This is a genomic window from Halorussus salilacus (assembly GCF_024138125.1).
GTDB lineage: Archaea > Halobacteriota > Halobacteria > Halobacteriales > Haladaptataceae > Halorussus > Halorussus salilacus.
On the sequence record NZ_CP099993.1, the window covers coordinates 1,374,022 to 1,388,071 of the forward strand.

A 14,050-nucleotide genomic window follows, 5' to 3' on the forward strand; every position below is an offset into this window, starting at 1 on the left:
CCAACCGACAGTCTCACCGCTCGGTCTCGGGCCACACCGCGAACACGGCGACCGCGAGCGCGGCGACCAGCCACGCGCCGAGGCCGACGACGCTGGCGACGGGCGAGGCGGCCGGAACCCCCGTCTCGACCCCGCCGACGACGGTCTCCAGTACGAGACCGCGGAACGCGCTGTTGGGGCTCAGCGCGAGCAACGACGGGAGGGCGGCGTCGGGGACGACGCCGCCCGCGAGCCCGGCGACGAGTCCGGCGTCGAAGCCGAGGACGAGCGCCAGGCCGAACGCCGTGGCGAGCGCGAGCCCCGCGCGGGCGGTCCCGGCCGTCGCCGAGATGGCGATGGCCACCGCCGCGACGACCAGCGCGAACGCCGCGGTGAGGACGACGAACCGGACGTAGCGTATCGGCGAGTCCATGCCCGCGTGGGTCGCGAGAAAACTGCTCTCGGTGCCGCCCGAGAGCGGAACGACCGCCGCCACCGCGAGCAGCGGGACGAGGACCGCGACCAGCAACGCCGACGCGCGACCGAGGTAGGTGCCGAGGACGAACGTCGCCCGCGAGACCGGATAGGTCCGGACGACGTCGAGTTCGCCCCGTCGGTCGTCGCCGAGGACGGCGCGGTAGCCGAACGCCAGCGCGAGCGCCGGGACCAGCACCTCGACGGGCGCGAGCAGGTCGAGCACGAGCGGGACGTACCCGCCCGCGCTCGCGGTCCACGCGAGCGCTCCGACGACCGCCGCGAACCCCGCGGTCAGCGCGAGGAACGCCCGCGTCCGGGCGACGGTGGTGAGTTCGCGGCCGACGACCGCGAGGAGTCGGTCGAACGCCGGGCGACTCACGACTCCTCACCTCCTCGCGTCCGGACGCGGATGGAGGGGTCGCCGTCCTCGCCGTCTTCCCGCGCCGTGAGCGCCAGAAACGCCTCCCGGAGCGACGCCGCGTCGACCGACGCCGCGAGCTCCGCGGGCGGCCCCGACCCGACGATGCGCCCGCGGTCGAGGACGGCGACGGCGTCGGCCTCGGCCGCGCCCGTGAGGTTGTGCGTGGCCAACAGCACGGTCGTCCCGTCGTCGGCGAGGTCGGCGGCCACCTCGAAGATGTACTCGGTCATCCGCGGGTCGAGGTCGCCGGTCGGCTCGTCGAGGACGACCAGCGGCGGGTCACCGAGGATGGCCTGCCCGACGCCGAGCAGTCGGGTCATCCCGCCCGAGAGCGCGTCCACCCGGCGGTCCCGGACCGCCGACAGCCCCACGCGGTCGAGCGTCGCGTCCACGTCGGCCTCGCCGTCGAGCAGGTCGGCGTAGAACCCGAGGGTCTCCGCGACCGTGAACGCGGGCCTGAACGACGGCGACTGGGGGAGGTAGCCGATTCGACGCCCGCTCGGGGCCGGTGGCGGGAGCCTCACGCTCCCGGCGTCCGGGTCGAGTAGCCCGAGTATCGCCCGGAGCAACGTCGTCTTTCCCGAACCGTTCGGCCCCACGAGCGCCGCGACGGTTCCCTCCTCGACGCCGAACGACGCGTCCGACAACACGTCGACGGCCCCGAACGAGTGGGTCAGTCCCTCGACTTCGAGCGCGCGAGTCGCGGACGACTCGGCGCTCGGTCGTTCGCGTCCGTGCTGGCTGGTGTCGGTCATGGTCTCTCGCTGGGTGTGGCGTTCGCGGGTTCGTCGGTCCGGTTCGTTTCGGCGAGCGCGTCCGGGCGGACGGGCTCGGCGAGCGGTGCCTCGTCGACCACGCCGGTCGGTCGGAGCCCGGGGACGAGCCCCTGAAGCGTCCGGATCGCCGCCTGTGCGGGCGACTGGGCGAGCGTGCTCGCGCCCGGGACGTCGCCCACCCGGCCGTCGACCGGTCCGGACGGGTGGAACGACCGGTCTATCGTCCCGTCCCCGTCGGCGTCGACGCCGGGCGCGTCGTCCCAGTAGTTGCCCCGGCCCTCGGCGGTCCAGACCCGGAGCGGCCCGAGGTACGCCGAGACGTCCTCGTCGTTGTCGACGAAGTCGTTCGAGACGACGCGGTTGGTCGGGATGATCGACGCCGCGCGGACCCCGATCTCGTTGCGGGCGACGACGTTCCGCTCGTAGAGGGAGACCTTCGACGGCGCTTTGAGCCCGTATCGGTTGTCGGCGACCACGTTGTCGGCGACGTACGACGCCTCGCCGCCGACGTTGACGCCGACGCCGTTGTCCCGGGCGTCGTTTCCGACGATGAGGTTCCCGGTCGGCCGGGTCATCACCACGACGCCCGTGTCGGCTCCCCGGACGGTGTTGTTCGCCACGAGCGCGTCGGAGGTGTACATCTCGTGGACGCCGAACCGCAAGCCGTCGCGCCCGAGCATCTCGTTGTCCCGGACGACGAGGCCGTCGGCGAGGTGGGTGTAGACGCCGTCCCGACCGTCGACGAACGTCGAGTTCTGGACGACGACCCGCGAGCGCATCACCATCACGCCCATGAAGCCCTCCTGCCACTCGTCACTGCCCTCGACGCTCACGTTGTCGACGACCGCGCGCTGGCTCCACCGGGCGACGACGCCGTTCGCGGGCGTCTCGACGGAGACGTTGCGCACCAGCGAGCCGTTGGCACCCGCGAGTTCGACCCCGGCGTCCCCGTAGCCGTACCCGAGCTGGACGCGGTAGTCCCAGTCGTCGCCGCGGTCGGTCGAGACGTTCTCGTCCACCAGCGTGTCGCCGACCCCCGAGATTCGGAGGTCGGTTATCGCGACCCGGGGCGCGGTCGCCGACACGACGCTCCCGTTCGCGTCGCCCCGGAGGTGGGTCGCCGACCCGGCCCCGCGGAGCGTCAGGGGCTTGTCGACCGTGAGGTTCGCGTCGTAGGTCCCCGGCGGGACCACCACCGTCGTGTTCGGGGGCGCGGCCGCCACGGCTTCCTCGACCGTGTCTGCATCCTCGCCGACCACGACAGAGACCGGCCGGTCGGCCAGGCGGTCTGCGTCGGCGACCCGACCGTCGGCCCAGTCGTGTTGCCGGTCGACCTCGGTCCGGAACGACTCGCGGGTCGACGCGCTGGTGTCGAACGAGCGCGCACGGACCCCGTCCCAGCCGACGACTTCGCCGCCGTGCTCGGCGGCGAAGTCATCGGCGGCGTCCCGCGAGGAGAAAGGCACGACGGTCTCGCCCGCAGGCGTCCGGGCGCGGCTGTCGACCACGAAGTGGGCCTCCTCGGCGGGCACCCACGAGACGAACGAACCGGGGTCGTCGGGCACGCGGAGGTACCCCTCGTCGGTGAGTCGCAGGTCGGCGCGGGCGTAGTCGCTGACGTACGTCGCGAGCGGCGGGCCGAACTGGCGGTCGTGACCGTCGCGACCGAGTTCGTCCACCAGCGCGGTGACGCCGTAGTAGCCGACGACGTAGCGGTACTGCGTGTAGAACACCTCCGCCCGGGGTATCTCGACGTCGCGGTCGTCGGCTTCGACCGTCGCGGCCGCCGTCAGCCCCATGGTGACGGTGTCGTCGAACGGAACCGGGTCGGGGCGGCGCTCGCCCGCGTCCACCACGAACGCGGCGCTACTCACCAGCAGGAAGGCGAACAGGGCGGCGAGGACGGGTCTCGGGTTCATCTGGTCGGTCTCGGTGGTGGCGAGCGTTTCGTCGGTGTCGCTACGGACGGCGTCCTTTTACGACTTCGCCCCGATTCTCGGGGTTCGAGAACGCGCGATATTCGTATGCCTCTCGAACCCCTAGGGTCGAGTGATGTGCTTCGAGGACCCCGACGAGGACGTTCGTCGTCGCCGCAGACACGACCGGCGAGCCGCCGACCCGACCGAGGAGTCGCTCGGACCGGCCCGCACGAACCGCCGCGCCGTACTCGGTGCGGTCGGACTGGCGACGACGGCGTCGCTGGCCGGTTGCATCGGCGACCTGACCGGCGGAAGCGAGGAGACGCCCGAGGCCGTCTCGCTCGCGGACGGACTCGACTGCGACAACTGCGGGATGGTCATCGAGCAACACCCCGGCCCGAACGGCCAGCTCTTCTTCGAAGACCGGTCGCCGGAGGGCCACGACAACCCCGCGCGCTTCGACGCGCTCAAGCAGTGTTTCTTCCCGTACAAGCTCGAACGCGAACAGGAGGGGTGGAACGCAGTCGTCGGCTACGTCACCGACTACTCGTCGGTCGAGTACGACGTCTCGACTCAGGGCGGAACGACCACCATCTCCTCGCACACCGACCCCGAGTCGTTCGCCGAGGCCGAGACCCTCCAGTACGTCGTCGAGAGCGAGGTCGAGGGCGCGATGGGCCCGGACTTCGTCCCGTTCTCCGAGTCCGGGGACGCCGAGTCGTTCGCCGAGGAGTACGGCGGCGAGGTGGTCGCCTACGACGACATCGGCGAGGGATTACTCGGCAACTGACCCTCGGTCAGACCGGCTCTCAGCGTCCGTTTCGACGCCCAGCGCGTCCGGGTCCACCCCGACGCCGACCTCGTTGCGACGCATGAACGGCGGCGTCCACGGGTCGTCGTACTGGAACAGCACGGGCCGTCCCCGGGGTTCGACCCCGCGCTCTGCGAGCGCATCGAGCAGAGCGCGCCGGTGTCGCTCGACCCGGTCGTCGGTGGCGTACCACGAGAACCGCCTGACAGCGAGGGTTCGAGGTGGCTCGACCACGAGTCGAACCGCGGGGTTCGTCGGCACCGGCGCGGTCTCCGGGGCGTAGTCGGCCGGGAGGTAGAACGCCATCGTGACGCCGGTCTCGTCGGATTCCGTGCGGACCGGCGCGGTCATGGGGAGCGCCTCGCTCCCGGTCCGGACCGGACCGCCGGGCTCCGTCGTCGGCTCCCCGCCGGTCGCCACGGGCGCGGTCATCGCCACCTCCTCGCCGCCCTCGTTCTCGCCGGAGATGTACCGGAAGAGGCGGCCGAAGGCCTCGCGGTCGTCGGCGGCGGTCGTCTCGGCGAGGACGGTCCGGGGGTAGCGCCGGACCTCGACGCCGTCGAACCTCCCGCGGACCTCGTAGGAGACGCGTTCGGTCGCGCGGTCGACGTAGAGCCCCCAGCCGACCCACGCCGCCAGCAGGCCGCCAGCGGTCGCGAGCAGTGCCTTGGTTCGGGTGCGCATGGGGAGAGACACGCGACCGACGGCCAAAAGTCCACGCGCCGATTCGGGTCGCCGCCCCGCCCGCCCCGCCGCGACACTTCGACGTATTTTTACGCCCAATCCACCTTCTGTTCCGTATGGCAGACTTCCAGGTCGTCGTCGCGGACCCCGACTCCGGGACGACCTACCAGCGCGACGTGGACGGACAGGACGCGAACCGCTTCCTCGGCAAGGCCATCGGCGAGGAGGTCGACGGCGGCGCGGTCGGCCTCGACGGCTACACCGTCGAGATTACCGGCGGGTCGGACTTCGCCGGTCGCCCGATGCGCGGCGACGTGGCCGGGCCCGACCTGAAGGAGGTCCTGCTCGACGGCGGCACGGGCTACAAGCCCTCCCGCGACGGCGAGCGAAAGCGCGTCACGGTCCGCGGCGGCGAGGTCAGCGACGCGGTCGCACAGCTCAACGTCAAGGTCGCAGAGCGCGGCGACGCCGACGTCGAGGACCTGCTCGGCGAGGGCGGCGACGAGGACGCCGACGAGGAAGCCGACGAGTAAGCGACCACAGCCGTTTTCTCTCTCAAGTTCCTACGCCGACACAGCGACCGCCATGGCAGACCGCATCTCCAGCGACCACTCCTCGCTCACGACAGTCCGTGCGACGCTCGTCAAGAGCGGCGGACTCGACCGCCCGAAGATCGAGATTCCCGACGACGAGGCAGACCGCTTTCCGGACGACGAACTCGTCCGCGTGGTCGCCGACGACACCGAGTACCGCGCCCGAATCGAGACGCCCCTGACCGACGACGGCCGCGAGATTCGAGGACTGTACGAGACCCCTCGGCTCGCGCGCAACCCCGGGGAGGGCGAGAACCGCCTCGGCTCGTGGGTCGCAGACACCGGCGTCGAGTTCGGCCAGTCGGTCCTCGTCGACGTGGTCGAGGAGGGGTTCAAGTACGGCCTGCGCGAACCCGGCGAGCGCGTCTTCTACGAGGCGACCGAGTCGCCCGACGAGGGACTGGCCGACATCGCGAAGCAGTTGGACGAGTGAACTCGCGGCAGGTGAAGTAGTTCTCGTGGTGACGCCCTGCGCAGGATTCACCACGGGTGGGACTGAAAGGGGCCGGGCGCTCGCGTTCATGTAGTCGCCTCAGCGACCCCTATTCGGCGCGGGTTGTGCGGAGAGCGCCGAATATGTCGCTGAGCGACCGCGAGCGCCCGGGGGCTTTCGAGGACGATACGGTTCGGGCATAGACGAACTCTCCCTGTTCGCCGACCCAACTCCCTCCCGAATCGAGAGCGCGGCCCTTTTCCCGCCATCCCACCTACCCCGGCACATGACCAAACGAGACGAGTTCCTCGCGGGCGAGCGCCCCGAGGACGTGGCGCTGTACCTCGCCGACTCGTTCGTGGACGGCGACGGCGAGGGACTCGCCAAGCACGGCGAGGCGGTCGAGAACGGCACCGTCCTCGTCGTCGAGGGCGAACAGGGCCGGAGCGTCTTCAACACGGCGACCGGGATGGACGCGATGGGATTCGCCAAGCAGGCGATGGGCACCGAGGGGACCATCGACCGCGGCCTCGCGGGCGGCGAGTGCCCCGACTGCGACGGCGAGGTGCGGTTCGTCTTCGCGTTCGCCGAGGAGCAGAACGAGGACGTGGGCGGCCTCTACGCCGAGGGGAGCGTGATTCACGCCTACGCGCATTGTGAATGCGGGACCTCCTTCGCCGAGAAGTGGGTCGCCGACGATGCGGAGTGACTTTTCGGACTGCGACTACTGGAGAGACCAGAAGCAGGAGGACGGTTTAGAAAGCCCCCGGACGCTGAACCCGCCGGGACTCGTTGCGCGCCGCGTTCCGGGCATGCGGCGCTCCGCGCCGTTCCGGGCTTTCGCGGTGCTTACTTCGTCCGGGCGGGATTCAGCGCCCGGCCCCTTTCAGTCCCTCCCGACGGTGGTCGGTGTCCCCTTAGATTCCGTCGGTTGATGCCACGGCCCAAGCCGTTTTGCCGCGGGGCGTCCCACGCCCGCCATGGGCGAGGCCGACTACGAGCGCGTCCCGCTCGACGACTGGGCGTCGGTCCGGACCCACCTCCGGGACTTTGCGGAGGGCGGGGCCGTCACCGAGAGCGACGAGGGCATCGCGGTCACTGTCGGGAGCGCCCGGTTCTCGGTCACGCGCGACGGCCGCGTCGAGGCCGGAATGCCCCTCCACGACTTCGAGGACGGCGGCGTCGAGGCGCTCTACTTCGACCGCGCTCACGACCGAATCCGCGTCGAGGGCGGGGAGGTCTCCTACGAGTTCCGCAGACCCTCGTAAGGGGTTTGGTCCCCGGGTGCCTCGGTCACGACGATGACCGACGACGAGGCGGGCAGACCACCCGAGGTCGCGGCGGTCGGGAGCGCGGTCGTGGACCGCATCTACGCGCTGACGAACCTCCCGGAACCCGACGGCGGGGCGTTCGTCTGCGAGGAATCGACCGCGGTCGGCGGGGTCGCCGCGAACGTCGCGGCCGGACTCGCCCGCCTCGGGCGCGAGGCGGGCGTCGTCTCCCGGGTCGGCGACGACGAGGCGGGTCGACGGGTCTTCGCCGACCTGCGCGAGCGCGGCATCGACGTCGAGAGGGTTCAGTGGGGCGACGAGCGGACCTCCTACTCGCTGATTCTCCGGGACCCCGACGGCGAACGCATGATAATCGCGGGCGGCGAGGCCGTGCCGAACCTCCGGCTCACCGACTCGGACCGCGAGTACCTCCGGCGGGCAGACGTTATTTTCACCAGCGCGTACGCGCCCGACCCCGTGGTCGCCGACCTCGCCGACCTCGCGGGGGGCGACTCCGGCGACGGCTCCGACGACCCCGACGACCCCGACGACCGTCCCGCCCTCGCGTTCGACCTCTCCGGACCGCTCTCGGAACTCCAAGACCGCGCCGCGCGTCGGGAGACCATCGACGACCTCCTGACCGTCTGCGACCTGTTCGTCGCCAACGAGGTGTCGGCCCGGTCGTACCTCGGTGTCGGACCGCGCGAGGCGATAGCGGAACTCCGCGAGCGCGGCGTCCGGCGGGCCGCGGTCACCCGCGGGGCCGACGGCGCGCTCCTGCTCGACGGCGGGGAGGTCCTCGAAGTTCCGGCGTTCGAGGTCGAGGTCGCCGACGCGACCGGCGCGGGCGACGCGTTCACCGCGGGGCTCGTCCACGCGTGGCTCCTCGGCGGTCGTTCTTCGGTGGAGGCCGGTCGGTTCGCGGCCGCGGCGGCCGCGCTCAACTGCACCGCCGAGGGCGCGCGCGGCGGCCTGCCGACCGAAGATGAGGCGAACGAACTCCTCGATTAGCGCGCCTTCTCGGTCCCCGTCAGCGCGCGTCGTCGGCGGCCGCGACCAGTTCCGCGACCCGCGCCTCGTCGACGGGGTTCGTGGTCTCGCCCCCCTCCTTCAGGGCGGTCCCGACGACGACGCCGTCGGCGGTGGCGAGCAGGTCGGCGACGTTCTCGCGGGTGGTGCCGCTCCCGACGAGGACCGGCGCGTCGAGTCCGGCCTCGTCGCGCGCTCTGGCGACCGCTTCGAGGTGGTCGCCAGCGACCTCGTGGCCCGTGCCCGCGCCGCTGACGAGTACGCCCTCGGCGAGGCCGCGCTGGACCGGTTCGGCCACGGCCTCGGCGTCGACGGGTCGCTCGGCGAGCGGCGCGGAGTGTTTCACGTCGAGGTCGGCGAGGACGGCGGCGTCCGAGTCGAGGCGGTCGCGCAGGCGCATCGTCTCGTGGGCCTCCCCCTCGACGATTCCCTGGTCCGTCACGCGCGCGCCGACGTGGACGTTCACCCGGACGAACGCCGCGCCGACCGCGGCCGCGACCGAGAGCGCGGCCGCGGCGTCGTTGCGGAGGACGTTGATTCCCAGCGGGAGCGAGACGGCGTCGCGAATCTCGGTCGCGACGCGGGTCATCGACGCGACCACATGCTTGGGCACGTCGTCGGGGTAGAAGGGCGCGTCGCCGAAGTTCTCGACCAGCAGGGCGTCGACGCCCCCGGCTTCGAGGCGGCGGGCGTCCCGCAGGGCCGACTCGTGGACCGCGTCGAAGTCGCCGTCGTACTTCGGCGCGCCCGGGAGAGGCGGGAGGTGGACCATGCCGACGACCGGTTTCTCGGCGTCGATGGCGTCGAGGTTCATGTTCTCCCGGTGGGGGAGACCGGTGTTAAGGGGTTCGTTCGTGCGGAGATTCAAAAGCGATGGCGAGGAAACCAACGGCGACGGATGTCGCGTAGCACGAACGTATCGGAGGCGCTTCCGGAGACGGTTTCGGCGACCGAGGCCCTCGAAAACGCGGTCGAGGAGTCCCGACGCGAGTACGACAAGAAGGTCGAGACGATGGAGGAGATCGACGACAAGGCGATGCGCAGCGTCAGGACCGCGGTGATCTTGCTGGGATTGGTCGTGTCGGCGATCAGCGTGAAGGGTCCGAATGCCGTCGGGGAGCGGGCTCTGTTGCCGATTCTCGTCGGTGGAATCGGTGTCAGCGCACTCGCTCTCTCGATAAGCTACGGTATCGGGACGTACTCCGCGACGCAGTATCCGACCGGAATCGGAACCGAACACCGAACGGAGGTAACGATTGGTGACTACAGCCGCGACGAGTGGTTCGTCAATATGTTGGACGAGTACGATAATTGGTCGGACGAAATCGCCGAGGAAGTGGCAAAGAACGTCCAGTACTTAGAGACCGTCCAGTTCTGTCTCTCGTTCGGCGTGATTTCTCTCCTCAGTTCATCAAGCGTGATCGTCCTGCACGTCGCCTACGGAATCCCACCGCTCGGGAGTTTCGTGGCCATCGTGGTGCTTATTTCGCTCGGAGTGAGCCAAACGAATTTATACGAAGGCGACGAACACCTATCATAGCTATGGGCAAATCTCGAAAGACGGGGCGCGAACTCGAACCCGCCCGAATCCAGAAAGGAACGCCGCTCGCCCGGAAGTTCTTCGCCAAGCTCGGCATCACGTCGGCGAGGTACGACCGCCAGCAGAGCGAAGACGAGGACGACTGAGCGACCTACTCCTCGGCTTCCGTTTCGTCGCCTGCTTCTGCCCCTTCCTCTGATTCTTCTTCCTCCTCCGCCGCCTCCTCGCGCGCCAGATTCCAGAACGCCTCCAGAATCACCTGTTTCGCCACCGCACCCCGGGTCGTCCAGTGGTGGGCGTAATCGAGCATGTCGTCGTAGATTCGGGGCTTGCACCCCGCGGCCTTGGGGTGGCCGCCGCCGTTGACCTGCCGGGCGACCTCGTGGGCGCGCTCGAAGTCATCGGTGCCCCGGATGGAGGCGCTCCCGGACGGCTTGACCACGACCGCGGCGTCGGTGCCCTGCTGGCGGAGCGCCTCGGCGACCTCGTTCTGGGAGCACCGGCCGTAGGTGACCCCGACGGTCCACGGGCCGACCTCCTCGACGTCGGCGCGGGCGACCGCCTTCTCGATGAGCGCGTCCTTCTCGACGCGCATCTCCGCGAGGAACTCCTCGATTTCGGGGGAGAGGTCGGCGCCGTGTTCGGCGACCGCCTCGATGTACTCCTCGGGGTCGGCCCAGTAGGAGAAGTCGGCCAGATCGTCGCTCCGGGGGTCGTCGCGAATCCAGAGGTCGTGGTCGCGGGTGACCGCCGCGAGTTCCACGAGGTAGTCGGGGAAGTCGTAGTCGAGGGCGCGGACCGCCACGTCGGCGGTGCACTCCTCGTCGCTGTCGCCGACCACGAGGTCGACGCCCGCCTCTCGGACCGACTCCGAGACGGAGTCGGTCCACTGGTGGTGGTCGAACCACCGGACCTCGCCCGCCTGCTCGACCAGCACTTCGAGCGCCTCGCCCACCTCGTCGTAGGTGTCGGGACAGAGGTCGCAGACGAACACGCGCGCGCCGGGTTCGCTGTAGTCGGCGACGCGTTCGAGCGCGTCTTCGAGGTCGTGGGGTCCGGCGTCGATGAGCGCCGCATCTCCGTACACCTCCCGGACGAGCGCGGTGCAAGCGAGGCCGTCGGCGTCGGGGTCGGCCACGACCGCCACCTCCGCGCCGGTCAGCGCCGTCTCGGCCTCGGCCTCCTCCTTGGCCTCCTCGACGGAGTCGGGGACGAAGAATCCCTCGCCCGGGAGGATGGACTTGCGCTCGATGGAGAGATTGTCGTCGTCGATGACCCAGTCTTTCATACGGTCCGTTCCGGGACCGACACGAAAGAATCACCCGGTTGCGCGACGCCCCCGGCCGCCGGGTCAGTCGCCGGGTCAGTCGCCGCCGTCACCGTCGGCCTCGCCGTCGAGTTGGCGCACCGTCAGCACGGGCACCGGACACGACCGGACGACGCGCTCGGCGACGCTGCCGATGAGGAACCGGTTCTCGCCGTGACGGCCTCGCGTCCCGGTAGCGACCACGTCTGCGTCCTGCTCGCGGGCGTACTCGGTGATCTCGGGCGCGGGGTGGCCCTCTCGGACCGCGGTGACGACCTCGCGGTCGGCGTGGTCGCGGACCGAATCGAGCGCCTCGCTCGACTGACTCTCCAGCGCTGCCCGGAGTTCCTCGCGGAGCGCCTCGGGCGAGGACTCCACTTCGCCGGTGTCGACGACGTACAGCGCGTGGACCGCGGCGTCGAACCGCTCTGCGAGGTCGAGGGCGACTTCGACGGCCCGAGTCACGCTCTCGGAGCCGTCGGTGGCGATGACGACGGTGTCTATCATGCCCGCCCCTACTGTCGGACGCCTCTTAAATTTCGGTGGGGCGAGTCGGCGGGTGAGTCGAGGTGGCGTGCGACGGGGCGGGTCGGGCGTGCCACGAATGGGAGGGGAACGGGCGCGCGAGGACCCGCACGGGTCCTCGCGCGCCCGGCCGAGTCGCGAAGAATCGACGAACGACCGAGCATCGACGAACGACCCAGAGCCGGGCACGCGCGAAGCGAGGATTTTTGCCGGGCGACCGCACACGTATCCACATGACCGAGCCGCCGCTGACAGTCGACACCGTCCTCGTCCCGGTCGACGGGAGCGACGAGTCGGCAGACGCCGTCGAGTACGCAGCCGCAGTCGCCGAGAAGTACGGGGCCAGCGTCCACGCGATGTACGTCCTCGGCGAGGAACTCGTCCGGGGCATCGAGACCGGGACGGTCGACGAGGACGAGGTGCTCTCGGAGACCGAGGCGTTCATGGACCGGGTCCGAGACATCGCCGCTGTCCGGGACGTGGCGCTCTCGACCTCGAACGCCTACGGCTTTTCGACCACGCGAAAGACCCAGCACCCGGGGAGCGCCATCCTCGACACCGCCGAGGACATCGACGCCGACTTCCTCGTGATTCCGCGCGAACCCCTCAGCGGCGAACCCGGAGAGGTGCTGGAGAAGGCCGCCGAGTACGTGTTACTGTACGCGAGCCAGCCCGTGCTGTCGGTGTAGTCGCTAGTCGTCGGACTGTTCGTCGTCCTCGTATCTGCGTCGTCGGATGAGCCACTTCGTGAGCCACGCCGGTTTGTTATACATTCGAGCGCCTTTCTCGGCGGGCGTCCGTGGCTTGTCGGTCATCTGTCGGCTGTTAGTCGCTATCGACTATAAAAGTACGGACAGACCGACGAACGCGATTCCGCACAGTAGCGAGGTTTGGGACGCGAAAAGCAGTCGGCTACAGACGTGTATCTCTCGTTCGTTGTCCGCTATCCAGTTCCCGAAACTATAGAGCAAATCGTTCCGCCATCCGGTTTCGTCGAAGTCCCCGTCTGCGAGTTGCTTGATGTACTTCTCGTTGGGTCCGAGATAGAGGTCCGATTCGTTGTACGTGAACAGTCCGGTGGCAACCGAGACCACGAGTGCAAGTCCAGCAATCGCTACGGCGACGGAATCGAACAACTGCGAATCGATTCGCCACACCGAAACGAGTGCTCCGATGAGTACAACCGTAATTCGTACCGTTCGGACCGCCTTCGTGTCTACGGCCGACAGGGTCTCCCGTTGGGCTTCCAGTACGGCGCGGGCCTCCCGGTACGTCACCTCGTGGCGGTCGAGTCCGTCGTCCGACATCCGGGCCGAGTTTGGCTCGTCATCCCGTTTATAGTTTGAGAGACATCTCTATCTCGAAGCTCTCGGTGCCGTACGTCTCGAAGCCGACCGACTCGTAGAGGCCGACCGCCGCGCGGTTCCACCGCTCGACGGTCAGCCACACCTTCTCGACGCCGTTCGCGCGGCCGTGGCCCAGAAGCGCGCGGATGAGCTTCGACCCGATTCCCGCGCGCTGGTAGTCCTGATGCACGAAGATGGCGAGTTCGTAGGCGTCGTCGCCGCCGGGCACCAGTGTGGCGTGGCCGACCGCGCGGTCGCCGTGCCACGCGACCACGTTCAGGCCGTCGAGCAGGGCCTCGAACCACTCGCGGACCCGCGACTCGGTCGCCGGGGGGATGCCCTGCGCGCGGTCGGCCGAGTCGAAGTCGACGTACATCTCCACGACCGCCTCGAAGTCGTCATCCTCGTAGGGTCGAATCTCTATCTCCCGGCCCTCCCCGTCGGCGAACGAGACGGGCGGCTCCGGGAGGGGCCCGGCCCGCTCGTCGGGGTAGCGTCGCTCGCTCCGGCTCATCGTACCAGCGTCACGGTGACCGGGGAGTTCAACAGGACGAACTCCGCGATGTGGCCGAGCTTGATCTTGCCCATCGGACTCCGCTGGCCGCCGCCGAGCACGAGCTGGTCGAACCCCTCGCGCTCGGCGAGGTCGACCAGTTCGCTGCCGGGGTCGCCCGGCAGGCGACGGACCTCGGCCGAGAACCCCGCGTCGTCGAGGGTCTCGCGCACGCGGTCCTCCACGTCGTCCGGGTCGCGGTCGCTCTCGGGATTTTCGAGGACGGCGACCGTGAGGTCGTCGCCCGCGGCCTTCGCACGGTCTACGGTCTTCTCTAAGGCGTGCAACGAGTCGTCGCTCCCGCCGATTCCGAGTAGCACGTTCATACGACACCCAACCGGGCCATCCGTGAAAACAGTTGTGCGGGCGACCGAAGCGTGGGAATCG

General features: G+C 69.7%; 20 protein-coding genes. 9 read left to right on the top strand and 11 right to left on the bottom strand.

The window, feature by feature from the left end:
- Positions 1-13 precede the first annotated feature (13 nt).
- The 3 genes from NGM10_RS07055 to NGM10_RS07065 are packed head-to-tail and all read right to left on the bottom strand — an operon-like array spanning position 14 to position 3,572.
- On the bottom strand, positions 14-835 hold the full coding sequence (locus NGM10_RS07055; protein ID WP_253483355.1) for an ABC transporter permease: 822 nt from the start codon (positions 833-835) through the stop codon (positions 14-16).
- Complete coding sequence (locus tag NGM10_RS07060; protein WP_253483358.1) at positions 832-1,632, bottom strand: ABC transporter ATP-binding protein; 801 nt, start codon at positions 1,630-1,632, stop codon at positions 832-834. The genes NGM10_RS07055 and NGM10_RS07060 overlap by 4 nt, the downstream gene beginning before the upstream one ends.
- Positions 1,629-3,572, bottom strand: coding sequence for a NosD domain-containing protein (locus NGM10_RS07065; RefSeq protein ID WP_253483361.1), 1,944 nt, complete (start codon positions 3,570-3,572; stop codon positions 1,629-1,631). Before NGM10_RS07065 ends, NGM10_RS07060 begins: the two co-directional genes overlap by 4 nt.
- A 133-nt stretch (positions 3,573-3,705) precedes the next feature.
- Here NGM10_RS07065 and NGM10_RS07070 point away from each other — a divergent pair, with 133 nt between their 5' ends.
- Positions 3,706-4,362, top strand: a complete 657-nt coding sequence (locus NGM10_RS07070; RefSeq protein ID WP_253483364.1) for a nitrous oxide reductase accessory protein NosL — start codon at positions 3,706-3,708, stop codon at positions 4,360-4,362.
- On the opposite strand, the gene NGM10_RS07075 is transcribed toward NGM10_RS07070, so the two are convergent.
- Positions 4,348-5,067, bottom strand: coding sequence for an SOUL family heme-binding protein (locus NGM10_RS07075; RefSeq protein WP_253483366.1), 720 nt, complete (start codon positions 5,065-5,067; stop codon positions 4,348-4,350). The two genes, NGM10_RS07070 and NGM10_RS07075, sit on opposite strands and share 15 nt — an antisense overlap.
- Positions 5,068-5,183: 116 nt before the next feature.
- Between NGM10_RS07075 and NGM10_RS07080 the strand changes: the two genes are divergently transcribed.
- From NGM10_RS07080 to NGM10_RS07100, 5 genes are all read left to right on the top strand, one after another.
- Positions 5,184-5,600 carry a 30S ribosomal protein S6e gene (locus NGM10_RS07080; RefSeq protein ID WP_253483368.1) on the top strand — a complete coding sequence of 139 codons (417 nt, stop codon included), beginning with the start codon at positions 5,184-5,186 and terminating at the stop codon, positions 5,598-5,600.
- A 52-nt stretch (positions 5,601-5,652) separates the two neighbouring features.
- Entirely contained in the window at positions 5,653-6,093 is a 441-nt protein-coding gene (locus tag NGM10_RS07085; protein WP_253483371.1) for a DUF7112 family protein, read from the top strand.
- A 286-nt stretch (positions 6,094-6,379) separates the two neighbouring features.
- On the top strand, positions 6,380-6,802 hold the full coding sequence (locus NGM10_RS07090; protein ID WP_253483374.1) for a DUF5807 family protein: 423 nt from the start codon (positions 6,380-6,382) through the stop codon (positions 6,800-6,802).
- A gap of 271 nt (positions 6,803-7,073) precedes the next feature.
- On the top strand, positions 7,074-7,361 hold the full coding sequence (locus NGM10_RS07095; RefSeq protein ID WP_253483377.1) for a hypothetical protein: 288 nt from the start codon (positions 7,074-7,076) through the stop codon (positions 7,359-7,361).
- Between the two features lie 33 nt (positions 7,362-7,394).
- Entirely contained in the window at positions 7,395-8,375 is a 981-nt protein-coding gene (locus tag NGM10_RS07100) for a carbohydrate kinase family protein (RefSeq protein WP_253483380.1), read from the top strand.
- Between the two features lie 19 nt (positions 8,376-8,394).
- On the opposite strand, the gene NGM10_RS07105 is transcribed toward NGM10_RS07100, so the two are convergent.
- On the bottom strand, positions 8,395-9,207 hold the full coding sequence (locus NGM10_RS07105) for a BtpA/SgcQ family protein (RefSeq protein WP_253483383.1): 813 nt from the start codon (positions 9,205-9,207) through the stop codon (positions 8,395-8,397).
- 84 nt (positions 9,208-9,291) lie between these two features.
- Here NGM10_RS07105 and NGM10_RS07110 point away from each other — a divergent pair, with 84 nt between their 5' ends.
- Both NGM10_RS07110 and NGM10_RS07115 read left to right on the top strand, forming a co-directional pair.
- Entirely contained in the window at positions 9,292-9,933 is a 642-nt protein-coding gene (locus NGM10_RS07110) for a hypothetical protein (RefSeq protein WP_253483385.1), read from the top strand.
- 2 nt (positions 9,934-9,935) lie between these two features.
- The gene (locus tag NGM10_RS07115; protein WP_253483388.1) at positions 9,936-10,079 is read left to right on the top strand and encodes a hypothetical protein; all 144 of its coding nucleotides are present in this window, start codon (positions 9,936-9,938) and stop codon (positions 10,077-10,079) included.
- Between the two features lie 5 nt (positions 10,080-10,084).
- Here NGM10_RS07115 and NGM10_RS07120 read toward each other — a convergent pair whose 3' ends face one another.
- Together NGM10_RS07120 and NGM10_RS07125 are read right to left on the bottom strand one after the other, a co-directional pair.
- A complete protein-coding gene (locus NGM10_RS07120) occupies positions 10,085-11,221 on the bottom strand; it encodes a DHH family phosphoesterase (protein ID WP_253483391.1) in 1,137 nt (378 codons plus the stop codon).
- A gap of 75 nt (positions 11,222-11,296) precedes the next feature.
- Positions 11,297-11,746 (bottom strand): universal stress protein, encoded by a 450-nt coding sequence (locus tag NGM10_RS07125; protein ID WP_253483393.1) that lies wholly within the window; start codon positions 11,744-11,746, stop codon positions 11,297-11,299.
- 251 nt (positions 11,747-11,997) lie between these two features.
- Here NGM10_RS07125 and NGM10_RS07130 point away from each other — a divergent pair, with 251 nt between their 5' ends.
- A complete protein-coding gene (locus NGM10_RS07130; RefSeq protein ID WP_253483396.1) occupies positions 11,998-12,453 on the top strand; it encodes a universal stress protein in 456 nt (151 codons plus the stop codon).
- Between the two features lie 3 nt (positions 12,454-12,456).
- Here the strand turns inward: NGM10_RS07130 and NGM10_RS18175 are convergent, their stop codons facing one another.
- From NGM10_RS18175 to NGM10_RS07145, 4 genes are read right to left on the bottom strand one after another with little or no spacing between them, the layout of a single operon-like run.
- Positions 12,457-12,579 carry a hypothetical protein gene (locus NGM10_RS18175; protein ID WP_256504380.1) on the bottom strand — a complete coding sequence of 41 codons (123 nt, stop codon included), beginning with the start codon at positions 12,577-12,579 and terminating at the stop codon, positions 12,457-12,459.
- Between the two features lie 24 nt (positions 12,580-12,603).
- Positions 12,604-13,071: a hypothetical protein gene (locus tag NGM10_RS07135; protein WP_253483399.1), complete on the bottom strand. Its 468-nt coding sequence runs from the start codon at positions 13,069-13,071 to the stop codon at positions 12,604-12,606.
- A 28-nt stretch (positions 13,072-13,099) separates the two neighbouring features.
- The gene (locus NGM10_RS07140; protein ID WP_253483401.1) at positions 13,100-13,624 is read right to left on the bottom strand and encodes a GNAT family N-acetyltransferase; all 525 of its coding nucleotides are present in this window, start codon (positions 13,622-13,624) and stop codon (positions 13,100-13,102) included.
- Entirely contained in the window at positions 13,621-13,989 is a 369-nt protein-coding gene (locus NGM10_RS07145) for a universal stress protein (protein WP_253483403.1), read from the bottom strand. Before NGM10_RS07145 ends, NGM10_RS07140 begins: the two co-directional genes overlap by 4 nt.
- Between the last annotated feature and the right edge of the window lie 61 nt (positions 13,990-14,050).